The organism is Magnetospirillum sp. LM-5, assembly GCF_902729445.1.
Lineage (GTDB): Bacteria > Pseudomonadota > Alphaproteobacteria > Rhodospirillales > Magnetospirillaceae > Magnetospirillum.
The window spans coordinates 46,818-67,680 of record NZ_CACVCE010000007.1 but is presented as its reverse complement, the minus strand read 5'-3'; the positions used below and the strand labels follow the sequence as shown (position 1 = coordinate 67,680).

Below are 20,863 nucleotides of genomic sequence, written 5' to 3'. Positions count from 1 at the left end.
AGCTGGTGATGCGATAGCCGATGCGCACGCCGCCCCAATGGCGGCCCCGCACGCTGATCGGCGCCGAGACATCCTTCATCATCACGAACTGCCCACCGCCCATGTCGCGGCGATAGGTCTGCAGCAGGAAGCTCTTGGTGTTGCGCCCCGCCGACAAACCGGTGCGGTCGTTGAACAGGCGCCGGTTGCGGCAATTGGCATTGTTCCACACCGGGTCGCTGCCCTGCGGCTGCGAGAACTTCTTGTTGTGGGTCGGCAGGAACCCGTTGCGATCGACGGCGGCGCAGAAGGCGACGCGGGGGTCGAACGTCAGCACCGGCTCTTGCAGCTCGGGCATGATGGTATCGGTGAAGTGCACGAACCGGGTCATGAATTGCTGCGGGTTGGTGCCGGGGATTTCCTGGTAATTCTCGTCGAACAAATCGTCCATGGTGACGCGGCCGCTGGCCAGGCCTTCCTCGAACCGGATGGCGGCCTTGCCCGCCACCTCCTTGACCAGCTCGATAAAGGCGGTGTCGCCGGTGCGATAGCCCGAATCGGCGATGAAACCGATCAGTTCCTCGGAATTGGCCAGCAGCGAGGCGATCCGCTCGTCGGCCCGGCGCAACGATTCCGAGGTCATCGAGATACCCTCGAAGAACTTGTCGATCTCGACGATGACGTCCGAGCATTGGCTGAGCGAGGTCGAGGCCGCGCTGGAAATGTCGGCGACACGTTCTTCGACGGTGCCGATGGCCTGGCCGAACACCGCCACGGCGTCGTTGATGACGCCGACGCCGGAATTGACCGAATCGGCCATTTTCAAGGTGTCGGTCGAGGACGTGATCAGGTCGGTCACCGATCCCGACAGCTTGCCGACGGTATCGTCGATGCCGGTGGTGACGTCGGCGGTCTGGCGGGCCAGCCCCTTGACCTCGGTGGCGACCACGGCGAAGCCTTTGCCGGCTTCGCCGGCTCGCGCCGCTTCAATGGTGGCGTTGAGCGCCAGAAGGTTGGTCTGGCGGGCGATCTTCTGGATGTCGCGCGACATCGTCGAGACCTCGCCCAGGGCGCCCTCAAGCTCTTCCAGGCGTTCCTCGATGCCCTGAACCGCGCCGACCAGCAAGTTGATGTCCGACAGGGCCGACGAAATGGTTTCCAGCGAATCGGCCGATTGGCGGCCGGCGGCCTCGGTGACGTCCTGGGTCTCGCGTCCGGCGGAATCGATGCGGCGGATGGCCTCGGCCATCGTATGGGCGATGGTCTTCAGGTGGGCGAACAGGTCTTCTTGGTGTTTGACGAACTTGGCCAAGCCGTCGATGGTCCCAGCGACGTCGGCGACCTCAAGGCTCAAGGCCTCGATCTTCTCGAGAACCTCGGACGCGAAGTGGTCGCCCTTGGCCTGGTCCGGGCTCACCTCGCCCTCGGTTCCTGCCATCCTGCTTCTCCCTGATGAAATCTAGGGTTTCTTATTTCGGCCCGTTTGCCGGGTCGTGTTTATCCCGTCAGTAAAGCAAATCCAAAGGGGGGTGGTCAATCGCGGCCGTCGAGCGAAAATCTTTCGCTAACCCCTGGATTTCTGGGCAGATTTTTCGGTTGGCCGCTGTGCGCAGGTGCAGCATCCCGTAATAAGGGACTGCCTGTTGGGGTGGTAAGCCAATCGCTGGTGGTCGGGCCGCGGGTTCTGGCGGGCTTCAACCAAGGTGTCGTCGAGGGTAGACTGGCTTCGAAGCGCGATTCGGAGGGTGGACGCCATGAGCGGTTGGGGGTGCCCGCATGAGATCAAGGGCCGGTGCGGCCGGGTGGCCGGTCGCCCGTGCGACCCCGGCATGAAGGGGTGCATCCTGGCCGGGCGATTCCGCTTTTCCAACGACGACAAGAATCGCCCGCCCAAGCCGCCCAAGGCCCCGACCGACGAAAATGATCAGTCCTGAGCAGGGGTGGCGGGTTCGGATGTGGTTTCGGCGGCGCGCATCTTGCGCTTCTGGCTCATGTAGCCCAGGCCGCCGATGATCACGGCCGCCAGCACGAAGCCGCCCAGCATGGTCCATTTGTGGTCGCCCAGCCAGGTTTCCAGCGCCCGGCCCAGCCAATAGCCGCCCCAGGCGAAGGAATGCGCCCAGATCGCGGCGGCGATCAGGTTCAGGATGAAATAACGAACGCGCGACACCCCGGAAATACCGATGACGAACGGGGCGATGTTGCGGATGCCGTAGATGAAGCGGAACGACAAGATGAACAGGACCGGGTGGGTCTTGACCAGATGGAAGGCCCAATCGACCTTTTTGCCCAGGGTCGGCCAGCGGGCCAGCAGGGGCGTGCCGTAACGGCGTCCGATGTAATAGTAAAGCTGATCGCCGGCGAAGCTGCCGGCCAGGGCGGCCAGGGCCAGCCCCTCGACGCTGATGTTGTACTTGCCTTCCGAGGCGATGGCGCCGGTGATGATCACCACCGTCTCGCCCTCGACGAAGGTCCAGACAAGGATCACGGGATACAGCAGGTAGCCATATTGGGTAAGAATCGTCTGGATGAGGTCTTCCAAGGCAACGTCCGTTATGGCTGGCTAGTGTCCTGCCCCAGAAATTCGCCTGCGAGTTTCTGGGATAAGCAGGCCACCACACTAGGCAATTCATCGGGTATCGGGACGCGAGCGTCAACGAAGAAAAGCCGATGTTACCGGATCGTCATCGATCCCGCGCGTCAGCGCAGGATTTCGGTCAGCGCTTCCTTCTTTTCAATGTCCTTGAGCAGGCTGACCAATTCGAAGTCCAGGGCGTCGCGTACCGACAGCATGCCGACCGGCACCGACTTGACCACCACCGGCATGTGACGGAAGCCGTTTTCGTGCATCAGGTGCAGCGCGTTGACCAACGGCTTGTCCGGTGTGATGGTCGTGAGGTTGCGGGTCATCACGGCGGCCAAAGGCGTGCTTTCGGGGTCCAGCCCTTCGGCCAGCACGCGGAACAGTCCGTCGCGTTCGGTGAAGATGCCGGCCAGCACGCCCTGTTCGATCACCAAGATGGCGCCGATGCGGCGCTTGGCCATGGCGATGGCGGCCTCGCGCACCGTCGCGGTGGCGGGCATGGTGGCCACCGACTGGCTTTGAATGACATCCTTGATCAAACGCTGGCTCATGGTCATCCCCCGATTTCGTTGGTTGCCGTCAAGAATTCCGCACCGGCCGGGGGCGCGTCAACCCACTGGTCAGCCGACCCGGCGTGGCGCGATGCGGGTGACGTGGCCCATCTTGCGGCCCGAGCGGGCTTCGGCCTTGCCGTAAAGATGCAGCTTGGCGTCGGGATCGGACAGGATGGCCAGCCAGTCATTGACGTCGTCGCCGATCAAATTCTTCATCACCGCGTCGGAATGGCGGATCGGGTCGCCCAGCGGCAGGCCGCAGACGGCGCGGATGAATTGCTCGAACTGGTCTGTCACGCAGGCATCGATGGTCCAGTGGCCGGAATTGTGCGGCCGGGGCGCCATCTCGTTGGCCAGGATATGGCCGTCCTTGGTCACGAACATCTCGACGGCCAGCAGGCCGACCAGATCCAGCGCCTCGGCCGCCTTGCGCGCCACCTCGATGGCGGCTTGCGCCAAGGACTGGTCGATGGGGGCGGGGACGGTGGTGGTGTCCAGGATGTGGTTGGTGTGGACGTTCCAGGCCGGCTCGAAGGCCTGGATCTTGCCGTCCAGGCCGCGGGCGACGATCACCGACACTTCGCCCGCGAAGTCGATGAAGCCTTCCAGCACGCTGGTCGCGCCGGCCATGGCGGCCCAGGCCTGGTCAAGGTCGGTGTCGGGGCCGATCTTGGTCTGGCCCTTGCCGTCATAGCCCAGCCGGGTGGTCTTCAGCACTGCCGGCCGGCCGATGCGGGCCACCGCCTGCTTCAAATCGTCGGCCGAATTGATTTCGGCCCACGGCGCCGTCTCGATGCCGATTTCGTTGAAAAAGCGCTTTTCCGAGATGCGGTCCTGCGCTACGTCCAGCACCCGCCAGCCGGGGCGGACCGGGACCAGGCCGGTCAGCAGGCGGACGCTGTCGGCGGGGATGTTCTCGAACTCGAAGGTGACCACATCGACGGCGCGGGCAAAGGCCTCCAGCGCCGCGAGGTCGGTATAGGCCGCCACCGTCGCGGCGGCGGCGACCTGCTCGGTCGGGCTGTCGGGCTCGGGGCCATAGACATGGACGCGATAGCCCAGGCGGGCGGCGGCCAGGGCTGCCATGCGGCCCAGCTGGCCGCTGCCGATGATGCCGACGGTCGAGCCGGGGGGCAGGGGAGCGGCGGACATCTCAGGCGATCAGTTCGGGGCGGTCGGGATCGACCGGCAGTTCGGCCACCTTGTCGGTCTGGCGGGCGCGCCAGGCTTCCAGGCGGGCCGACAGCGCGGCATCGGCCAAGGCCAGGATCGAGGCGGCCAGCAGGCCGGCATTGATGGCGCCGGCCTTGCCGATGGCCAGGGTGCCGACCGGAACGCCGCCCGGCATCTGGACGATGGAATAAAGCGAATCGACGCCCTTCAGGGTGCGGCTTTCGACCGGCACGCCCAGCACCGGCAGGGTGGTCATGCTGGCGGCCATGCCGGGCAGGTGGGCGGCGCCGCCGGCTCCGGCGATGATGACGGAAAGGCCGCGGTCCTTGGCGCCGGTGGCGTATTCGACCAGGCGCTGGGGGGTGCGGTGGGCCGACACCACCCGGGTCTCGAAGGGGACCTGCAACTCGGCCAGCACCTCGGCGGCGTGTCGCATGGTCTCCCAGTCCGACTGGCTGCCCATGATGATTCCGACCTGCGGCTTGGCCTTGCTCATTGGATATTCCTCTTCCGACGGGGATGGTCCCGGGAAAAGCGGCGATTATAGAAATCGCGGCAGCCGGTGCAAGAAGCTTGTGAAGTGTGATAACATAAAGGCTCGAACGGAAGAAAACCGCGTCCCATCATGGCCGACGAGTATCGCACAGAACGTGTCTTCCGCCTGACGGCGATCAACGAGTTCGCGCGCGAGCGTGAACCGTATCGCCGGCATTTGCCCCCCGGCGCCTATGTTTCGGCCGAACCCAAGGCCAAGCCCGACGCTGCCTCCATCTCGTCGGTGCTGGGACTGCCGGCCGAGCAGGTGACGCCTGAATTGCTGGAAGCCCTGGTCCCGCTCTTGAGCGAGCTCGAGCATCTGCGGGCCAGTGCCGACCATTTCAGCCGGCGCGAGCAATGGATGGAGCGCCAGGCCGACCGCCATTCGGTGGTGCCATGCCTGAACCGCCGCGCCTTCATCCGCGAGGTCGAGGCCTTCCTGGCCAGCGGCGACGCCCACGGCATCATCGCCACCCTTCAGGTGGCCGGCGTCGAGGCGCTGCGCCAATTGCACGGACTGGCCGCCGGCGAAGGCGCGTTGCGCCACATCGCCGCCAACATCCTGGGCTCGTTGCGCGGCAGCGATCTGGTCGCCTGCATCGGCGGCTCGGACTTCGCCATCCTGCTGGCCGGGTCCGACGACAACCAGGCCCGGGCCAAGCTGGCCGACATCGTCATCCGCATCAAGAACCCGCCTTACACATGGCTGGGCCAGTCGATCCCCCTGACCCCGGCCTTCGGCCTGGCGGTGCTGAGTCGCGGCGAGGGGGCGGAACAGGCCCTGGCGGCGGCCGATAGGAACCGGCGGGGGCTGGGGTGACGGCGCCAAGACTGTTGGTGTGCCGAACTGTCGATGCAAGCCTAACAAGAGTGTCTCTTGGCGAGAAGACATCCGAAGTTACCTGAGCTTCTTCGGCTTGCCATAAGGCGGGGCGCGACCTAGAATGATTGGTAGTGCGCTACCTATCGGATAGAGTCATGGTCGCATCGGTCAAGCCGCCTGCCGCCAACAAGTTCCGCCGCTACCGCGAGACCCAGCAGGCGCGTGGTCTCAAGCTTCTGCGGCTGTGGATTCCCGACCCCCGGGCGGATGGATTCCGGGCCGAAGCACATCGGCAGGCATCGATACTCAAGGGGAGTCCCGAAGAGGCCGACGCCTTGGCATTCATCGAAGCGGTCGCCGATCTTGGTGACGACGGCGAGAGCGCCGCGCAGTGAAGCGCGGCGACGTCGTCACCGTCGCGGCCGCCGGAGATTACGGCAAGCCCAGGCCGGCGGTGATCGTTCAGTCGGACTGGTTGGACGAGACGGATAGCGTCCTGGTGTGTCTGGTCACCAGCACGATGCGCGACGCGCCGCTTTATCGGCTTTCCCTATTGCCCACGGATTCCACCGGACTCCGTCAGCCGTCCCAAGTCATGATCGACAAGGTCCTGGCGGTTCGTCGCGATCGATGCGGAGCCGTCATCGGCCGGCTGGGCGAGGCCGACCTTGCCGCCATGTCGCGTCTGCTGGCCCTGGTTGTCGGCCTTGCCGACTGATCGCCGTCAGTAGGCCCGCTCGATGCAGAAATCGATGACGTCGATCAGCGACTGCTTCAGGGCGCTGTCGGGGAAGATGCCCAGGGCGTCGCGCGCCACCTCGCCGTAATGGCGGGCCCGGGCGATGGTGTCGGCCAGGCTGCCGTGACGCTCCATCAGGGTGATGGCGCGGTCCAGGTCGCCGTCTTGCTGTTCCAGCCGCTCGACCGTGCGGCGCCAGAATTCCCGCTGCTCCTCGTCGCCGCGCCGGAAGGCCAGGATGATCGGAAGCGTGATCTTGCCCTCGCGGAAATCGTCGCCGACCGTCTTGCCCAGCACCGCCTGCTTGGCCGAGTAATCCAGAACGTCGTCGATCAACTGGAAGGCGATGCCCAGATTCAGGCCATAGCTTTCCAACGCCTCTTCCTCGACCTTGGGGCGGTCGGCCACCACCGCGCCGATACGGCAGGCGGCGGCGAACAGGGCGGCGGTCTTCGAGCGGATCACCTCGAGATAGGAATCCTCGGTGGTGTCGGTGTCGTTGGCGGTCATCAATTGCAGCACTTCGCCCTCGGCGATCACCGACGACGCCCGCGACAGGATGGCCAACACCGCCAGCGAGCCGTCCTCGACCATCAGCTCGAAGGCCCGGGAAAACAGGAAGTCGCCGACCAGGACGCTGGGCTTGTTGCCGAACAGGGCGTTGGCCGAGGCCTGGCCACGGCGCAATTCCGACTCGTCGACGACGTCGTCGTGCAGCAGCGTGGCGGTGTGGATGAATTCGACGCAGGCCGCCAGCTTGACGTGGCGGTCGCCGGTATGGCCGGCCAGGCGCGCCGAGGCCAGGGTCAGGACCGGGCGCAGGCGCTTGCCGCCCGAGGCGATGATGTGGCCGGCCAGTTGCGGGATCAGTTCGACCGGGCTGTGCATGCGATCGACGATGGTGGTGTTGACCTTTTCCAGGTCCTGCTTCACCAGGGCGACCAGCGCATCGAAACTCTTGGCCTTGCGGCCGCGTTCTTCTTCCAGACTTACCACCTTCGCCACGTCGAAAACTCCCTCGGTCACGGAACGCCCCCGTCCGTGGGGTGAACTTACTGTTGCGGTGGAAAGGCGGTCAAGCTTACATCGGCCGCGAAATTGGCATGCGAGCCCTGAAATGACCGATTTTGCCACGACAGAAGATCATCTCCTGGGCGGACGGGTGGTAATTCGCCAGCCCGGCCAGGGTTACCGGGCCGGGTCGGACCCGGTGTTTCTGGCCGCTGCCGTTTCGCTGCGCACAGAAGGTCGCGTCCTTGATCTGGGATGCGGCGTCGGCGCCGCCGGGTTGTGCCTGTTGTCCCGTCTTCCCGGCATGACGGTCACCGGCCTGGAATTGCAGCCCCAACTGGCCGGCCTTGCCCGCGCCAACGGGGACGCCAACGGTTTCGGAACCCGCTTTCAGGTGGTCGAGGGATGCCTGGCCAAGCCGCCGGCCTTGATCAAGGGCCAGGGCTTCGATGCCATCATCACCAATCCGCCATGGTACGAGGCCGGCACGGTGTCCGAGCCGCCGGTGGCCAGCAAGCGCATCGGCCATGTCGAGCGCGAGCTGGACCTGGAAGGCTGGCTGCGGGCCGCGGTCAAATTGCTGCGGCCGCGCGGCCATCTGGCGCTGGTGCACCGCGCCGACCGGCTGGGCGACATCCTGGCGGCGGCGAAGGTGCTGAAGCTGGGCGAGGTCCGGGTGATCCCGCTGTGGCCCAAGGAAGGACGGCCGGCGACCCGGGTGGTGGTCACCGCCCGCAAGGACGTCAAGACACCCCTGGACCTGACGCCGGGACTGGTGTTGCACGCCGCCGACGGCTCCTATACCGCCGAGGCCGAAGCGGTGTTGCGCCACGGCGCCGCGTTGCCGATTGCAAGAAGCGCTTGACTCTGTCCGGCGGATCAGTATCTTCCGCCGCCTGTGTTTCGATCACGACACCAACGAATTCGGGATTTTCGTCATGGCCAAGCCTGCCACCATCCTCATCAAGCTCCTCAGCTCTGCCGGCACTGGCTACTTTTATGTGGCGAAGAAGAATCCGCGCAAGACCACCGAGAAGCTGAAGTTCCGCAAGTATGACCCCGTCGTGCGCAAGCATGTCGAGTTCAACGAAGCGAAGATCAAGTAAGCTTCAGGGCTCGCCTTGAAATGAGAACGCCCGCTGGGGGAACCCGGCGGGCGTTTTCGCTTGTCTGTGCTTCCTGTCCGGTCAGGCCAGGAACTTGGCGACGGTCTGCAGGAAGCTGGTGACCGAAATCGGCTTGGCGATATAGCCTTCGCAGCCACCTTCGCGGATCTTCTCCTCGTCGCCCTTCATGGCGAAGGCGGTCACGGCGATGACCGGAATGGCCTTGAGGTCGGGATCTTCCTTGAGCATGCGGGTGATTTCCAGGCCGGAAATCTCGGGCAGCTGGATATCCATCAGGATCAAGTCGGGCTTGTGCTTGCGCGCCAGACCCAGCGCCTCGCGACCGTCCTTGGTCTGCAAGGTCTCGTATCCATTGGCCTGCAATAGGTCGTTGAACAACTTCATGTTCAGGTCGTTGTCTTCAACGATCAGCACGGTCTTTGGCATGTTTCCTCTCGGCTATTCCCAGCGCGGACACGCGCTGTCCGGCCCCCCTGTACCCGTCGCGGCCATCATCACCGTTTCCCGGGGTGCTGTCAAACCCGACCAAAGCCCTGGGGCGCCGATTATCGTGAACCTTGACAGGGGGCGTCGGGCGACGACACCTAAAGGGAACCCCAGCCGAAGGAGGGTCTCGTGCCCCGCTTCCTCGCCCTGATCCTTGTGATCCTTCTTTTCCTGACGGATTTCGCCCAGGCGGCCCCGGTGGGAACAGTCACCCGCCTGCAAGGTGTGGCCGAGGCCGGCGCCCTGGCTTTGGCCGAGGGCGCCACCATCCCGGCCGGCGCGATCCTGCGCACCGGACCCGGCGCCCGGCTCGAGGTTCGCTTCGTCGATGGCACCATGCTGACCCTGGGCGAGAAGGCCGAGGTGATCGTCGACCAGTTCCTGTTCGACGGCGCCGCCGGAACCGGCACTGCGCGCTTCGCGGTCAACCAGGGTGCCTTTCTGGTCGCCACCGGCGCGGTGGCCAAACTGCCCGAGCGTCCGTTCAAGGTGGTGACCCCGATCGCCAGCATCGGCGTGCGCGGCACCAAATTCTGGGGCGGGCCGCTGGACAATCCGCTTGATGTGCTGGTGCTGGACGGAATGATCCGGGTGGAAAGCGCCGCCGGTGCCGTCGATCTGACACAGCCGGGGCAGGGGACGGCGGTCAAGGCGGCGGGGACTGCGCCGCAAGCGCCGTCCTTCTGGTCGGAACAGCAGGTCGGCCGCGCCTTCGGCAGTGTCAGCTTCCGCTGACGATCAGTTGCGGACCGGCGGCTTGATGCGCTGGGAATAAAGGGTGGCCGGGCCGCCCAGGCGCATCGCCTGGTCCAGCGTCGCGGTGGCGGCGATGCGGGTGGTCAAGGGCTCGGGCGGCGGCGGTGGCGGGGCCACGGCGATGGTCTTCGGCTTCAACTCGGCCGGACGAGCCGGCGGCGGCGGCACCGGGGCCGGCAGCGACACCTCGGTCTTGCGGGGCGGCGGCGGCGGCGGGGCCACGGTGGCTGCGACCGGCGTTGCGATTGCGGCCACCCGAACCGGCTGCTGGGCGGCGATCGGTTGTTCTGGGGTCGGCGCCGCCGGGGCGGGCTGTGCGACCACGGGGGCAGGTTCGGCCTGGGCGCGCGGTTTGGACTCGGGGCGGGTCGCCGTGCGCTCGCGCTCCTCGCGCATCACGTCTTCCATGGTGCGGGCCGGGCCCAGCCCGTCCTTCACGAAGTTGCCGATGACCTTCAGGAATTCCGGAACATCGTCGGATGCCCGCGCCGGAATGGCGGCCGACAGGCAGACGAGGATGACGGCGGATTTGAGCGCGGTGTGGTTCATGGCGCGACTTTACCAGAGCTGGTCACTTGAACACCACCGTCTTCGATCCGTTCAGCAGCACCCGATGTTCGACGTGCCAGCGCACCGCGCGGGCCAGCACCAGGTTCTCGATGTCGCGGCCGATGGCGACCAGGTCTTCCGGGGTGTGGGTGTGATCGACCCGCTCGACCGATTGTTCGATGATCGGGCCTTCGTCCAGATCGGCGGTGACGTAATGGGCGGTGGCGCCGATGATCTTGACGCCCCTGGAATGGGCCTGGTGGTAAGGCTTGGCGCCCTTGAAGCTGGGCAGGAATGAATGGTGGATGTTGATGGCCCGGCCCGACAGCTTGGCCGAAAGGTCGGTCGAGAGGATTTGCATGTAGCGGGCCAACACCACCAGATCGGCGCCGGCACGATCGACCACCTCGGACAGGCGGGCCTCTTGCGCCGCCTTGTCGTGCTTGTCGACCGCCAGGTAATGATAGGGGATCCCGTGCCATTCGACGATCGAGCGCATGTCCTGGTGGTTCGAGATCACCGCCGGAATCTCGATGCCCAACTGGCCGGTATGATAGCGGTGCAGCAGGTCGACCAGGCAATGGCCGAACTTCGAGACCAGGATCACCACCCGGGGCTTGCGCGACAGATCGTTTAGGTTCCAGATCATCTGGAAGCGGGCGGCGATCAGCGAGAACAGCTTGTCGAATTCGGGCCGGGTCGGAGTCAGCGCGCCCGACGAAAAGACGATGCGCATGAAGAAGCGCCGCGACAGCGGATCGCCGAATTGCGCCGCCTCGGTGATGAAGCAATCATGCTGGGTCAGGAAGCCGGAAACCGCGGCCACGATGCCGACGGTGTCGGGGCAGGTGATGGTCAGCACGAAAGTTGGCTTGTCGGACATGGGTCCCAGAACTCCTGATTTCGACAGCTTGATAACCGAGGCAGGGGGCTACGCCAAGCATGCTGATCGTCGCTTGCCTTTTTTTTGCGCTTGGCCCAAGGTCGGCTGGTGGCCCGATGCCGACGAAAGGTTTTTCGGCGGCTGAATCGGCCCACAAGATCAATGGATTGTGTACTGACACGGTCAAAGGGTCAGTGTACCTTTTGACCGTGTCAGTACACTAGCGCATTCACCCCCCAAGGAACGCCTGCATGATCACCGTCTATTACAAGTCCGGTTCGGCCCAATGGAAATACGAACTGGCGGACGAGGAATACGAGTACGTCATCTCCAACGTGATGGAGGACGACCCGGATCCGCAGGAAATGTTCGACGATTCGCTGGAAATCCTGCGCGACGTCTCGGCCATGTCCGAGGACGAAATGGACGAGGATGACCAGATCGATCAGACCATCGCCGTGGCCTTCCTGTGGCATTGGTTCAACAAGCTGGCCAAGCCGGAAGACCGCATCGAAGGCGACGTGGTGCTGATCGAGGACGAGGACGGTTCGGGCGTCACCATCCTGCCGGCCAGCGACGTCATCGAGGAAGAGGGCTGAGCCCGTCTTTTCCCGACACAACGAAAAACGGCGGAAAGGGGCAACCCTTTCCGCCGTTGTCGTTGGTGGCGGAGCAGCGCGCCTCATACATGACGCGCGCTGCCTTGTCTTGATATCGGCCCCTCGCCCTATTCCTCGACGGTGTTGCCGTCCAGGTCACCGGGGGCGCCCGACAGGGCGTCGGCGACCAGGCCGGCATTGGCGCGGATGGTGTTCTCGATCTCGGCGGCCATGGCCGGATTGTCACGCATGAACTGCTTGGCGTTCTCGCGGCCCTGGCCGATGCGGGTCGAGTTGTAGCTGAACCAGGCGCCCGATTTCTCGACCACCCCGGCCTTGACGCCCAGATCGATCAATTCGCCGCTTTTCGACACGCCCTCGCCATACATGATGTCGAAATCGACCACCTTGAACGGCGGGGCCAGCTTGTTCTTCACCACCTTGACGCGGGTCTGGTTGCCCACCACCTCGTCACGGTCCTTGATGGCGCCGACGCGGCGGATTTCCAGGCGGACCGAGGCGTAGAACTTCAAGGCGTTGCCGCCGGTGGTGGTTTCGGGGTTGCCGAACATCACGCCGATCTTCATGCGGATCTGGTTGATGAAGATGACGATGGTTTTCGACTTGGACACCGAACCGGTCAGCTTGCGCAGCGCCTGGCTCATCAGGCGGGCATGCAGGCCGACATGGGAATCGCCCATCTCGCCTTCCAGTTCGGCGCGCGGCACCAGGGCCGCCACCGAATCGACCACCAGCACATCGACCGCCCCCGAGCGGACCAGGGTGTCGGCGATTTCCAGCGCCTGCTCGCCGGCATCGGGCTGGCTGAGCAGCAATTCGTCGATATTGACGCCCAGCTTGCGGGCGTAGATCGGGTCCAGCGCGTGCTCGGCGTCGATGAAGGCGCAGGCGCCGCCCTTCTTCTGCGCCTCGGCGATGACATGCAGCGCCAGCGTGGTCTTGCCCGAGCTTTCCGGGCCGTAAATCTCGATGATGCGCCCGCGCGGCAGGCCGCCGATGCCCAGCCCGATATCCAGGCCCAGCGACCCCGACGAGACCACTTCGGTCTCGACGATGTCGCGGCTGCCCATCTTCATGATGGAGCCCTTGCCGAACGCCCGCTCGATCTGGCTGACGGCGGCTTCCAATGCCTTTTGCTTGTCCATGGTGTCCTTGTCCACGAGGCGCAATACGGTCTGCGACATGGCAGTTTCCCCTTCATCTATCCCGAGACGGGCGGGTGATGCAACGCGGTTCCTTCAGGACAGAGTACACGATGTGTTCCGGAACGCAACATGAATGTTCGCGTTTGTTCCCGTCAGGTTCGCTCGGAGTTCTGGAATTTTCCATGCCCGAGCGCTTTGGTCGGGGGGGCGGCCCGCCTAAAAAAGCGCGCCCTCAGCCTTCCATCACCTGTTTGACCGCGCCGGCCAGCTGTTTCAGCGAGAACGGCTTGGGCAGGAAGGTGACCCCCGAATCGGGGTCGATGCCGTTCCTGGCGACATCTTCGGAATAGCCCGAGATCAGGATGATGCGGATCATCGGGCGTTCCATCGCCACCAACTTGGCCAGGGTGACGCCGTCCATGCCGGGCATCACCACGTCCGAGATCAGCACGTCGATGGCATCCTCGGCCCTGAGCACGTCCAGCGCCTGCTCGCCCGAGCGGGCCTCCAGCACCTTGTAGCCCTTGTTCTTGAGGGCGCGTCCGGCGAACATCCGCACCGCGTCCTCGTCCTCGACCAGCAAGATGGTGCCCGATCCGGTCAGGTCGGTGGTCGAGGTGTCGGAATCGGCGGCGGCGGGGCTGGCCGGCTTTCTGGTTTCATGGGCCGGTTCGGCCTCGATGCGCGGCAGGTAGATCGCGAAGGCGGCCCCTTGGCCGATCTCGCTTTCCACCACCACGAAGCCGTCGGTCTGGCGCAGGATGCCATAGACCGTCGACAGGCCCAGCCCGGTGCCGGCGCCCACTTCCTTGGTCGAGAAGAACGGCTCGAAGATGCGGCTTAGATGTTCCTTGGGGATGCCGGTGCCGGTATCGACGACTTCGATCTGGACGTAATCGCCGGCCGGCATGGTTTCCGGCCCGCGCTGGATGGGGGCGTCGAAGGTGGCGATGCCGGTGCGGATGGTCAGCGTGCCGCCGCCGGGCATGGCGTCGCGGGCATTGACCGCCAGATTGATGATGACCTGGTCGAACTGGCCGGGATCGACGCGGACCAGGCCCAACTGGCGGCCATGCACCATTTTCAGCTCGATGGTCTCGCCCAGCAGGCGGCGCAGCAGGTTGTGCAGGTCGGCCAGGGCGTCGGTGACGTTCAACAGGCGCGGCTGCAGGGCTTGGCGGCGCGAGAAGGCCAGCAACTGGCGCACCAGCGAGGCGGCCCGGTTGGCGTTCTGCTTGATCTGCATGATGTCGGCGAAGCTGGGGTCGCCGGCACCGTGGCGCTGCAGCAGCAGGTCGCAGAAGCCGATCATGGCGGTCAGCAGATTGTTGAAATCGTGGGCGACGCCGCCGGCCAACTGGCCCATGGCCTGCATCTTCTGGCTTTGGGCGAACTGGACTTCCAGGTTTCTTTGGTCGGTGGCGTCGATGAAATGGACGATCAGGCCCGAGATGGCGCCATCCTCGTGAGTCGGGCTGACGAAAAGCTGGGCGATCAGTTCGCGCTTGCCCTTCAGGCGGACTTCCAGATGGGTGCCGGTGACCGAACCCTGCAGCACCTTGGCCAATTGCTCGGCGGCGCTGGTCCGGTGGTCCTCGGCGATGATGGCGGTGAGCGCCCGGCCGCTGATGCCGTCATGGTCGATGCCCAGCATCGATTGAAGGGCCAGGTTGCAGGTGCCGATCGAGCCGTCCAGCTCGACCAGGGCGATGCCGACGGGGGCGTCGTCGAACAGCCAGCGGAAGCGGCGTTCGGCGGCGCGCAGCGCGCGCTCCCATTGATGTTCGGGCACCATGTCGCGCACCACCACCGAGCGGGTGCGGATCTCGCCGCCATCGTCGAACACCGTGTGGGCGACCATGGCCTGGAACACCTCGCCGCCGCGCCCCATCAGACGCAGCTCGACCCGTTCCTCTTCCGGGTCGGGCACGCTGCCCAGCACATCTTCCAGGCTGTGACCGATCAGTTCCGACGGCGTGCCGCCCAGCCACTCGGCCAGGCGGTGGTTGGCCGAGCGGATGATGCCGTCGGAATCGGCCGAATAACAGCCGACCGGCAGGAAATCGACGAAATCGGCCAGCCACTCATTCTCGCGCCGAAGGGTTTCTTCGATGGCGCGCCGGGCGGTGACGTCCTCGACGAACCAGACGACGGCATCGCGGCCAGCCGGGCGGACCTCGGCCGACAGCCATTCGCGCGAGCCGTCGGGTGCGGTCAGGGCGATCTCGGTCTTGCGGGCGGCGCCGACGGCCGCCGCGGCTTCCAGCCGTTCCAGTTCGGTCAGGGCGCGGTCGTCGCTGGCGGCGCGGTCCAGCAATGGCGCCAGTGGGCGCTGGGCCGGACCCAGCAGTCGCCGCGCCGCTTTGTTGCGGTGAATTTCCTGGCCGTCGCGGTGGACCAGCACGCAGGCACGGGTTTCCGATTCCAGGGCGCCGGCCAGATGATCGACATGACCGGCAGCGGCCCGGGCCTGATCCCAGCGCCGGGCCAGCACCCAGGCCGAGGCACAGGCCACCACGGCCGCCGAGGTGGCGGCCACGGTCAGCAGGCCGCCCTCGGCGGCGACCAGGCCGGCCGCGCCCAGCGTCGAAGCCGCCAGGACCCACGGCAGCCCGCCGGTGGTGCGATCAGTGCGCAATGTTGCCCTTCAGACGCATGACGTAGCCGATGACTTCGGCGACCGCCTTATAATGCTCGGGTGGGACTTCCTGGTCCAGTTCGACCGTGGCGTAAAGGGCGCGGGCGAGCGGCGGGTTCTCGACGATGGGGACGTCGTGCTCGGTGCCCAGATCGCGGATGCGCTTGGCCACCAGGTCGGCGCCCTTGGCCACCAGCACCGGCGCGTTCATCGCCTCGGGATCGTATTTCAGCGCCACGGCGTAGTGGGTCGGGTTGGTGACGATGACGTCGGACATCGGCACCGCCGCCATCATGCGCTTCCTGGCGCGCTGCATGCGCAAGGACCGCAGGCGAGCCTTGATCTGCGGGTCGCCTTCCTGGTTCTTGTGCTCGTCCTTCACCTCCTGCTTGGACATCTTCATCTTCATCATCCAGCGCCAGTACTGGAACAGATAGTCGGCCAGGGCCAGCACGACCATCATCAGGACGGTGACGAAGATCATCCAATAGACCTTGTCATGGATGTATTCCATGAGCGCCATCAGGTCGAGGTCGGCCAGGTTCTCGAATTCCCCGACGCTTTTCCAGATCATCCAGCCCAGCACGATGCCCAGCACGATCAGCTTGAACAACTGTTTGACGAATTCGACCAGCTGGTTGGGCGAGAACAGTCGTTTGACGCCTTCCGCCGGGCTGAGCTTGCTGAACTTGGGGATCATGTTCTTGGGGACCCACATGAGTCCCTTGGTCTGGGCGACCTGGATGGCGATCCCCAACACCACCACCACCGCCATCGGCACCAGCAGGACCTTGCCCATGGCCAGGCCCAGCGTGATCATCAGGGGGGGGATGGCATTGCTGTCGAGCGCGATCTCTTGCGGGCGGTCCAGGAACGGGGTCAAGGAAGCCTTGAGGTCCGATGCCATGCCCGGCGCCAGATAGCCGATGATGATCAGCGCCGCGACCAGCGAGGCCACGCCTTTGGCCTCGGATGTTTGGGCGATGTTGCCCTCTTCGCGGGCTTCCGAGAGGCGTTTGCCTGTTGGTTCTTCTGTCTTGTCTTCGGACATCGCTCAAGCCCCGCCGACGAAGGGCAGAAGGCCAGCCTCGAACCAGCGCAGGAACAGGAAGATCATCAGTGGAATGGCCACCATCAGCATCCACAGCCCGCCCAGCAATTGCAGCGGCAAGGCGACGAAGAACACCTGGATCTGCGGCGACAGGCGGCTCATCAGGCCCATCGCCACATAAAAGAACAGGCCGAAGGCCAGGACCGGCGCCGACAGCTTGACCGCAAAGCCGAAACTGTCGGCCATCATGTGCGCCAGGGTCTCGGTGAAGTCGCCCAGCGGCATCGCCATGCCCGGTTGGAAGGTGGCGTAGGATTCGAACATCGCCTGGATCATCAGATGATGCAGGTCGGTGGCGAAGATCGCCACCAGCGCCATGTTGGTCAACAGCGCGGTCAGGGTCGCACTTTGCTGCTCGGCGACGAAATCGAAGGAAAAGGCGTTGGTCAGGCCGACCTGGGTGCCGATGAAGGTGCCGGCCACATGCAGCGAGCTCATCAGGACCTGGGTCACGGTTCCGATATAGATGCCGATCAAGGCTTCCGAGCCGACCATCATCAGCAACGCCCCCAGGTCACGCGGCCTGGGCGGATACATGCCGCCGGCCAAGGGCAGCAGCAGCAGGGTCATGGCCAGGGCCAGCAGGATCTTGACCCGCGCGGGGATCATCTTTCCCGAAAAACCCGGCAGCATCATCATCGCCGCGCCGAGGCGCGAGAAGATCATGAAGAAACGGTAGATGTCGAACGTCAGGATGTCGTTGAGCACCCGGCCCCTCTTCGTTCAATTGCCGCCGGCAATGACGCGGTCGAGGATGGTCTTCCAGAATTCGTTCATGGTGTTCAGCATGAAGGGGAAGAACAAGATCAGCGACCCGAACACCAGCAGGACCTTCGGCACGAAGGTCAGGGTCATTTCCTGGATCTGGGTGATGGTCTGGATGATCGAGATGGCCAGGCCGACCACCAGCCCGGTCAGCAGGGGCGGCGCGGCCACGATCACCAGGGTCATGATGGTTTCGCGGGCGACGTCGATCAGGTCGGCTTCGGTCATGGATGGCGACCGGCGATCAGATCGGCATGCGCATGATTTCGTTATAGGCGTTGATCACCTTGTCACGCACCGTGACCACGGTGTCCAAGGTCATCTGGGCGTTGGCGACGGCGGCCACCACCTCGCGGATGTCGGCCTTGCCGGCGATGGCCGCCGCCGAGGCCTGTTCGCCCTCTTTCAGGGAGCCGACCGCGACCTTGGCGGCATCCTTCAGTACGCTGGAAAAATCGCTGCCCGGCATCGGCGCCGGGGCATCGCGGGCTTCCATCCCACTCTCGCCCAAGGGCTTCGAGAAGGCGGCATAGGCATTCAAGGCGTCGGAGATGCGGGTCATGATCTGTCTTCCCTATGGCTACTGGCGCAGCATATCGACGGTGCGCGACAGCAACTGGCGCGACGAGTTGATGACGGCCATGTTGGCTTCGTACGAGCGCTGGGCTTCCCGCATGTCCATCATCTCGATCAGCGGATTGACGTTGGGGGCCAGCACATAGCCGTCGCGGTCGGCGGCCGGGTGCTTGGGATCGAAGCGGCGCAGGAACTCGGCCGAGTCGGGCCGGACCTTGGCGACCTTGACCCCGGTGACGCCGTTGGCCCGGTCCAGTTCGCTCTTGAACGACACCACCTTGCGGCGATAGGGGCTGGCGTCGGGGGTCTGGGCCAGGGAATCGGCGTTGGCCAGGTTCTCCGAGATCACCCGCAGCCGCTCGGCCTGGGCCTTCATGCCCGTCGTAGCGATGCGCGTGGCTTTTTGCAGTTCGTCCATGGTTCGCGGGCTCCGGCTTACTGACCCTTGGACAGGGCGGTACGCAGCAACTTGAATTGCTTCTCGAACAGGCCGGCCGCCACTTCGTAGGAAGATTTGGCCTGGCCCATCTTGGCCATCTGCTCTTCCAGGACCACGGCGTTGCCGTCGGCCGAGGATTCGAACGTCTTCTTGGTCGAGATCACCTTGGTCGGGTCCTGCATCGGCGGCGAGATGTGGCGCGGGTCGGTGGCCTTGATGCCCACCGACGGCACGCTTTGACCCAGGACGTCCTTGAAATTCCATTCCTTCAGGTCGCGCGGCACGTATTTGGGGGTGTTGGCGTTGGCGATGTTCTCGGCCAGCACTTCCTGGCGCTTGGCGATCCAGTCCATGCGGCCTTTGGTCAGCGAAACCAGGGTCAGTTTATCGAACATCGACGGCCGTTCCCTACGAGAACCCGCGCGGGCGGGCGGTCTAAACCATTGGCCATTGTCGGACCAACCCCTTTAACAAAGGGTGAATCCGATTCGCGATCAAGCACTTAACCGTTCTTTAAGCGCGCGCGGACAGACTCGGGCGACAAGATACGCCCTGGTGGCGCGACAGCTCAATCGGGAACGAAGACAGCATGGGACAGGGGCACGACCTCTGGGACGAACGGGCCGAGGCCGAGGCTGCCCTGCCGGTGGGGCCGGCGGGCGGGCGAACGGTTGCCGTGGCGCTGTCCTACGATCCCGCCGAATCCGATGCACCCAAGGTGGTGGCGTCGGGCAAGGGGGCCATCGCCGAACAAATCCTGCAACTGGCCTTCGCCCACGGGGTCAAGGTCCGCACCGATCCCGACCTGGCCCAGGTCCTGGCGGCGGTTGAAATCGACACGGTGATCCCGCTGGAAGCCTTTGCCGCCGTGGCCGAGATTCTGGCCTATGTCTATCGGGCCAACGGCCACGTGCCGGCCATCGCCAGCGGAGAGACCGCATGACCGACGTGCGCGAGGAACTGGAAAAGGCGGTGTCGCTGGTGACGGCGGCCCGGCGCCTGCTGGTCGGCGGCACCATGGTCGATCTGGCGGCGCTGGAAGGCAAGGTCCAGGGGATTTGTGCCGGCATCGCCGACATGGCGCGTGAGGACGGCCGCACCTTGTTGCCGCTGGTCGAGAAGCTGCTGAACGACCTGGACCGCCTGGCCGAGGCAATCGGCGAGCGGATGGACCCTCCGCCGGCCGACCTGGGGGCTGGCTGAATGGAGCTCGACGCCGCGTCCTATTTGCGCTTCATCGCCGCGCTGGCTTTCGTCGTCGGGCTGATGCTGGCGTTGCTGTGGGCATTGCGCCGGTTCGGTCCGGCCGGCATGGTGACGCGCGCCGGCGCCAAGCGGCGTCTGGGGGTGGTCGAAACCGCGGCTTTGGACGGCCGGCGCCGGCTGGTCCTGATTCGTCGCGACGACACCGAACATTTGCTGCTGGTGGGCGGCGGCAACGATATGCTGATCGAAAGCCGGGTCGCCCCCGCGGCCCAGGAGGACAAGGCATGAGGATGGCTCGCCGAGCCCTGATTTTCACCGTGGCGACCCTCGGCGCCGTGGTCTTTGGCGTCACCTTCGCCGATCCGGCGCTGGCCCAGCAATTCACCCTGGACCTGGGCGCTGGCGGCGGCGGCAACAACCCCAACAGCACGACGCTCAGGGTCCTGCAATTGCTGGCCCTGACCACCGTTTTGTCGGTGGCGCCCTCGATCCTGATGATGGTGACGTCGTTCACCCGCATCGTCATCGTCCTGGGCTTCCTGCGCCAGGCCTTGGGCACCATGCAAAGCCCGCCCAACATGGTGATGATGAGCCTGGCGATGTTCCTGACCGCGTTCGTCATGGCGCCCACGTTCGAGCAATCGTGGAACCAGGGGGTGCAGCCTTATATCGACGGCCAACTGGACGAGGTCGAGGCGTTCGACCGCACCGCCAAGCCGTTTCACTCCTTCATGACCCGCCTGGCGCGCGAGCAGGACGTGCAATTGTTCATGAGCCTGTCGCGGACCCAGCAGGTGAGCAAGTCCGAGGACGTGCCGCTGAAGGTGCTGGTTCCGGCCTTCATGATCAGCGAACTGCGCCGGGCTTTCGAAATCGGCTTCCTGATCTTCCTGCCATTCATCGTCATCGACATGGTGGTCGCCTCGGTGCTGATGAGCATGGGCATGATGATGATTCCACCGGCGATGATCGCGCTGCCGTTCAAGCTGATCTTCTTCGTGCTGGTGGACGGCTGGTTCATGGTGGTGGGCTCGCTGGTGCAAAGCTTCGGCGCGGGCTGATCCCGCCATTTGCGGCGGGTCTGGCATGCATTGAGCACACAGAGGGCGCGCGCCGGGGGGTGGTATAATGCCCCCAAAGGCCGAGCGGTCTTCGGTCTTTG

At 64.9% G+C, this 20,863-nt stretch carries 29 protein-coding genes; 12 read left to right on the top strand and 17 right to left on the bottom strand.

Annotation, left to right across the window (positions count from 1 at the left end; translation table 11 throughout):
* Window positions 1–1,417: methyl-accepting chemotaxis protein (locus MTBLM5_RS04895; protein WP_173974671.1), on the bottom strand; the 1,417-nt coding region annotated here is incomplete at its 3' end.
* 316 nt (window positions 1,418–1,733) lie between these two features.
* Here MTBLM5_RS04895 and MTBLM5_RS04890 point away from each other — a divergent pair.
* On the top strand, window positions 1,734–1,913 hold the full coding sequence (locus MTBLM5_RS04890; RefSeq protein WP_173974670.1) for a hypothetical protein: 180 nt from the start codon (window positions 1,734–1,736) through the stop codon (window positions 1,911–1,913).
* Here the strand turns inward: MTBLM5_RS04890 and MTBLM5_RS04885 are convergent.
* From MTBLM5_RS04885 to purE, 4 genes are all read right to left on the bottom strand, one after another.
* On the bottom strand, window positions 1,904–2,521 hold the full coding sequence (locus tag MTBLM5_RS04885) for a DedA family protein (RefSeq protein WP_173974669.1): 618 nt from the start codon (window positions 2,519–2,521) through the stop codon (window positions 1,904–1,906). The two genes, MTBLM5_RS04890 and MTBLM5_RS04885, sit on opposite strands and share 10 nt — an antisense overlap.
* Before the next feature lie 158 nt (window positions 2,522–2,679).
* Window positions 2,680–3,114, bottom strand: a complete 435-nt coding sequence (locus MTBLM5_RS04880) for a cyclic nucleotide-binding/CBS domain-containing protein (protein WP_173974668.1) — start codon at window positions 3,112–3,114, stop codon at window positions 2,680–2,682.
* 69 nt (window positions 3,115–3,183) lie between these two features.
* Window positions 3,184–4,269: a 5-(carboxyamino)imidazole ribonucleotide synthase gene (locus MTBLM5_RS04875; protein ID WP_173974667.1), complete on the bottom strand. Its 1,086-nt coding sequence runs from the start codon at window positions 4,267–4,269 to the stop codon at window positions 3,184–3,186.
* Window position 4,270: 1 nt separating this feature from the next.
* The gene (gene purE / locus MTBLM5_RS04870; RefSeq protein WP_173974666.1) at window positions 4,271–4,786 is read right to left on the bottom strand and encodes a 5-(carboxyamino)imidazole ribonucleotide mutase; all 516 of its coding nucleotides are present in this window, start codon (window positions 4,784–4,786) and stop codon (window positions 4,271–4,273) included.
* Window positions 4,787–4,915: 129 nt separating this feature from the next.
* Between purE and MTBLM5_RS04865 the strand changes: the two genes are divergently transcribed.
* From MTBLM5_RS04865 to MTBLM5_RS04855, 3 genes are all read left to right on the top strand, one after another.
* Window positions 4,916–5,647 carry a diguanylate cyclase domain-containing protein gene (locus tag MTBLM5_RS04865; protein ID WP_173974665.1) on the top strand — a complete coding sequence of 244 codons (732 nt, stop codon included), beginning with the start codon at window positions 4,916–4,918 and terminating at the stop codon, window positions 5,645–5,647.
* A 158-nt stretch (window positions 5,648–5,805) separates the two neighbouring features.
* Window positions 5,806–6,045, top strand: coding sequence for an antitoxin MazE family protein (locus MTBLM5_RS04860; RefSeq protein WP_173974664.1), 240 nt, complete (start codon window positions 5,806–5,808; stop codon window positions 6,043–6,045).
* Window positions 6,042–6,368 carry a type II toxin-antitoxin system PemK/MazF family toxin gene (locus MTBLM5_RS04855; protein WP_173974663.1) on the top strand — a complete coding sequence of 109 codons (327 nt, stop codon included), beginning with the start codon at window positions 6,042–6,044 and terminating at the stop codon, window positions 6,366–6,368. Before MTBLM5_RS04860 ends, MTBLM5_RS04855 begins: the two co-directional genes overlap by 4 nt.
* A 6-nt stretch (window positions 6,369–6,374) precedes the next feature.
* On the opposite strand, the gene MTBLM5_RS04850 is transcribed toward MTBLM5_RS04855, so the two are convergent.
* Entirely contained in the window at window positions 6,375–7,394 is a 1,020-nt protein-coding gene (locus tag MTBLM5_RS04850) for a polyprenyl synthetase family protein (protein ID WP_173974674.1), read from the bottom strand.
* Window positions 7,395–7,506: 112 nt separating this feature from the next.
* On the opposite strand from MTBLM5_RS04850, the gene MTBLM5_RS04845 reads away from it, so the two are divergent.
* Window positions 7,507–8,265, top strand: coding sequence for a tRNA1(Val) (adenine(37)-N6)-methyltransferase (locus tag MTBLM5_RS04845; protein WP_173974662.1), 759 nt, complete (start codon window positions 7,507–7,509; stop codon window positions 8,263–8,265).
* Between the two features lie 73 nt (window positions 8,266–8,338).
* Window positions 8,339–8,506 (top strand): 50S ribosomal protein L33, encoded by a 168-nt coding sequence (gene rpmG / locus MTBLM5_RS04840; RefSeq protein ID WP_068499100.1) that lies wholly within the window; start codon window positions 8,339–8,341, stop codon window positions 8,504–8,506.
* A gap of 81 nt (window positions 8,507–8,587) precedes the next feature.
* Here rpmG and MTBLM5_RS04835 read toward each other — a convergent pair whose 3' ends face one another.
* Complete coding sequence (locus MTBLM5_RS04835) at window positions 8,588–8,953, bottom strand: response regulator (RefSeq protein ID WP_068499013.1); 366 nt, start codon at window positions 8,951–8,953, stop codon at window positions 8,588–8,590.
* Window positions 8,954–9,142: 189 nt separating this feature from the next.
* On the opposite strand from MTBLM5_RS04835, the gene MTBLM5_RS04830 reads away from it, so the two are divergent.
* Entirely contained in the window at window positions 9,143–9,748 is a 606-nt protein-coding gene (locus MTBLM5_RS04830) for a FecR domain-containing protein (RefSeq protein ID WP_173974661.1), read from the top strand.
* Between the two features lie 3 nt (window positions 9,749–9,751).
* Here MTBLM5_RS04830 and MTBLM5_RS04825 read toward each other — a convergent pair whose 3' ends face one another.
* Both MTBLM5_RS04825 and purU read right to left on the bottom strand, forming a co-directional pair.
* A complete protein-coding gene (locus tag MTBLM5_RS04825) occupies window positions 9,752–10,318 on the bottom strand; it encodes a hypothetical protein (RefSeq protein ID WP_173974660.1) in 567 nt (188 codons plus the stop codon).
* A gap of 22 nt (window positions 10,319–10,340) precedes the next feature.
* A complete protein-coding gene (gene purU / locus MTBLM5_RS04820) occupies window positions 10,341–11,201 on the bottom strand; it encodes a formyltetrahydrofolate deformylase (RefSeq protein WP_173974659.1) in 861 nt (286 codons plus the stop codon).
* Between the two features lie 251 nt (window positions 11,202–11,452).
* Between purU and MTBLM5_RS04815 the strand changes: the two genes are divergently transcribed.
* Window positions 11,453–11,800, top strand: coding sequence for a hypothetical protein (locus MTBLM5_RS04815; RefSeq protein ID WP_173974658.1), 348 nt, complete (start codon window positions 11,453–11,455; stop codon window positions 11,798–11,800).
* 128 nt (window positions 11,801–11,928) lie between these two features.
* Here the strand turns inward: MTBLM5_RS04815 and recA are convergent, their stop codons facing one another.
* The 8 genes from recA to flgB form a co-directional block, all read right to left on the bottom strand.
* Entirely contained in the window at window positions 11,929–13,005 is a 1,077-nt protein-coding gene (gene recA, locus MTBLM5_RS04810; protein WP_173974657.1) for a recombinase RecA, read from the bottom strand.
* 193 nt (window positions 13,006–13,198) lie between these two features.
* Window positions 13,199–15,604, bottom strand: coding sequence for a PAS domain-containing sensor histidine kinase (locus MTBLM5_RS04805; protein ID WP_173974656.1), 2,406 nt, complete (start codon window positions 15,602–15,604; stop codon window positions 13,199–13,201).
* Window positions 15,594–16,655 carry a flagellar biosynthesis protein FlhB gene (gene flhB / locus MTBLM5_RS04800; RefSeq protein WP_173974655.1) on the bottom strand — a complete coding sequence of 354 codons (1,062 nt, stop codon included), beginning with the start codon at window positions 16,653–16,655 and terminating at the stop codon, window positions 15,594–15,596. The genes MTBLM5_RS04805 and flhB overlap by 11 nt, the downstream gene beginning before the upstream one ends.
* A 3-nt stretch (window positions 16,656–16,658) precedes the next feature.
* Window positions 16,659–17,423 carry a flagellar biosynthetic protein FliR gene (gene fliR / locus MTBLM5_RS04795; RefSeq protein WP_173974654.1) on the bottom strand — a complete coding sequence of 255 codons (765 nt, stop codon included), beginning with the start codon at window positions 17,421–17,423 and terminating at the stop codon, window positions 16,659–16,661.
* 15 nt (window positions 17,424–17,438) lie between these two features.
* Window positions 17,439–17,708 carry a flagellar biosynthesis protein FliQ gene (fliQ, locus tag MTBLM5_RS04790; RefSeq protein WP_173974653.1) on the bottom strand — a complete coding sequence of 90 codons (270 nt, stop codon included), beginning with the start codon at window positions 17,706–17,708 and terminating at the stop codon, window positions 17,439–17,441.
* A gap of 16 nt (window positions 17,709–17,724) precedes the next feature.
* On the bottom strand, window positions 17,725–18,042 hold the full coding sequence (locus MTBLM5_RS04785; protein ID WP_173974652.1) for a flagellar hook-basal body complex protein FliE: 318 nt from the start codon (window positions 18,040–18,042) through the stop codon (window positions 17,725–17,727).
* 18 nt (window positions 18,043–18,060) lie between these two features.
* On the bottom strand, window positions 18,061–18,474 hold the full coding sequence (gene flgC, locus MTBLM5_RS04780; protein ID WP_173974651.1) for a flagellar basal body rod protein FlgC: 414 nt from the start codon (window positions 18,472–18,474) through the stop codon (window positions 18,061–18,063).
* A 17-nt stretch (window positions 18,475–18,491) separates the two neighbouring features.
* The gene (flgB, locus tag MTBLM5_RS04775; protein ID WP_173974650.1) at window positions 18,492–18,890 is read right to left on the bottom strand and encodes a flagellar basal body rod protein FlgB; all 399 of its coding nucleotides are present in this window, start codon (window positions 18,888–18,890) and stop codon (window positions 18,492–18,494) included.
* Between the two features lie 194 nt (window positions 18,891–19,084).
* Here flgB and MTBLM5_RS04770 point away from each other — a divergent pair, with 194 nt between their 5' ends.
* From MTBLM5_RS04770 to fliP, 4 genes are read left to right on the top strand one after another with little or no spacing between them, the layout of a single operon-like run.
* A complete protein-coding gene (locus tag MTBLM5_RS04770) occupies window positions 19,085–19,438 on the top strand; it encodes an EscU/YscU/HrcU family type III secretion system export apparatus switch protein (RefSeq protein WP_173974649.1) in 354 nt (117 codons plus the stop codon).
* The gene (locus MTBLM5_RS04765; RefSeq protein WP_173974648.1) at window positions 19,435–19,698 is read left to right on the top strand and encodes a hypothetical protein; all 264 of its coding nucleotides are present in this window, start codon (window positions 19,435–19,437) and stop codon (window positions 19,696–19,698) included. The genes MTBLM5_RS04770 and MTBLM5_RS04765 overlap by 4 nt, the downstream gene beginning before the upstream one ends.
* Window positions 19,699–19,989 carry a flagellar biosynthetic protein FliO gene (locus tag MTBLM5_RS04760; RefSeq protein WP_173974647.1) on the top strand — a complete coding sequence of 97 codons (291 nt, stop codon included), beginning with the start codon at window positions 19,699–19,701 and terminating at the stop codon, window positions 19,987–19,989. It begins immediately after the preceding gene.
* The gene (gene fliP, locus MTBLM5_RS04755) at window positions 19,986–20,762 is read left to right on the top strand and encodes a flagellar type III secretion system pore protein FliP (RefSeq protein ID WP_173974646.1); all 777 of its coding nucleotides are present in this window, start codon (window positions 19,986–19,988) and stop codon (window positions 20,760–20,762) included. Before MTBLM5_RS04760 ends, fliP begins: the two co-directional genes overlap by 4 nt.
* The last annotated feature ends 101 nt before the right edge of the window (window positions 20,763–20,863 follow it).

Coding starts and splice junctions, on each gene's coding strand:
- rpmG (WP_068499100.1), top strand. CDS start 8,339: ATGGCCAAGCCTGCCACCATCCTCATCAAGCTCCTCAGCTCTGCCGGC.
- MTBLM5_RS04770 (WP_173974649.1), top strand. CDS start 19,085: ATGGGACAGGGGCACGACCTCTGGGACGAACGGGCCGAGGCCGAGGCT.
- fliP (WP_173974646.1), top strand. CDS start 19,986: ATGAGGATGGCTCGCCGAGCCCTGATTTTCACCGTGGCGACCCTCGGC.
- MTBLM5_RS04890 (WP_173974670.1), top strand. CDS start 1,734: ATGAGCGGTTGGGGGTGCCCGCATGAGATCAAGGGCCGGTGCGGCCGG.
- MTBLM5_RS04880 (WP_173974668.1), bottom strand. CDS start 3,114: ATGAGCCAGCGTTTGATCAAGGATGTCATTCAAAGCCAGTCGGTGGCC.
- MTBLM5_RS04865 (WP_173974665.1), top strand. CDS start 4,916: ATGGCCGACGAGTATCGCACAGAACGTGTCTTCCGCCTGACGGCGATC.
- MTBLM5_RS04785 (WP_173974652.1), bottom strand. CDS start 18,042: ATGACCCGCATCTCCGACGCCTTGAATGCCTATGCCGCCTTCTCGAAG.
- MTBLM5_RS04875 (WP_173974667.1), bottom strand. CDS start 4,269: ATGTCCGCCGCTCCCCTGCCCCCCGGCTCGACCGTCGGCATCATCGGC.
- recA (WP_173974657.1), bottom strand. CDS start 13,005: ATGTCGCAGACCGTATTGCGCCTCGTGGACAAGGACACCATGGACAAG.
- MTBLM5_RS04760 (WP_173974647.1), top strand. CDS start 19,699: ATGGAGCTCGACGCCGCGTCCTATTTGCGCTTCATCGCCGCGCTGGCT.
- MTBLM5_RS04765 (WP_173974648.1), top strand. CDS start 19,435: ATGACCGACGTGCGCGAGGAACTGGAAAAGGCGGTGTCGCTGGTGACG.
- fliQ (WP_173974653.1), bottom strand. CDS start 17,708: ATGACCGAAGCCGACCTGATCGACGTCGCCCGCGAAACCATCATGACC.
- flhB (WP_173974655.1), bottom strand. CDS start 16,655: ATGTCCGAAGACAAGACAGAAGAACCAACAGGCAAACGCCTCTCGGAA.
- MTBLM5_RS04835 (WP_068499013.1), bottom strand. CDS start 8,953: ATGCCAAAGACCGTGCTGATCGTTGAAGACAACGACCTGAACATGAAG.
- MTBLM5_RS04845 (WP_173974662.1), top strand. CDS start 7,507: ATGACCGATTTTGCCACGACAGAAGATCATCTCCTGGGCGGACGGGTG.
- MTBLM5_RS04860 (WP_173974664.1), top strand. CDS start 5,806: ATGGTCGCATCGGTCAAGCCGCCTGCCGCCAACAAGTTCCGCCGCTAC.
- MTBLM5_RS04825 (WP_173974660.1), bottom strand. CDS start 10,318: ATGAACCACACCGCGCTCAAATCCGCCGTCATCCTCGTCTGCCTGTCG.
- purE (WP_173974666.1), bottom strand. CDS start 4,786: ATGAGCAAGGCCAAGCCGCAGGTCGGAATCATCATGGGCAGCCAGTCG.
- MTBLM5_RS04815 (WP_173974658.1), top strand. CDS start 11,453: ATGATCACCGTCTATTACAAGTCCGGTTCGGCCCAATGGAAATACGAA.
- purU (WP_173974659.1), bottom strand. CDS start 11,201: ATGTCCGACAAGCCAACTTTCGTGCTGACCATCACCTGCCCCGACACC.
- flgB (WP_173974650.1), bottom strand. CDS start 18,890: ATGTTCGATAAACTGACCCTGGTTTCGCTGACCAAAGGCCGCATGGAC.
- flgC (WP_173974651.1), bottom strand. CDS start 18,474: ATGGACGAACTGCAAAAAGCCACGCGCATCGCTACGACGGGCATGAAG.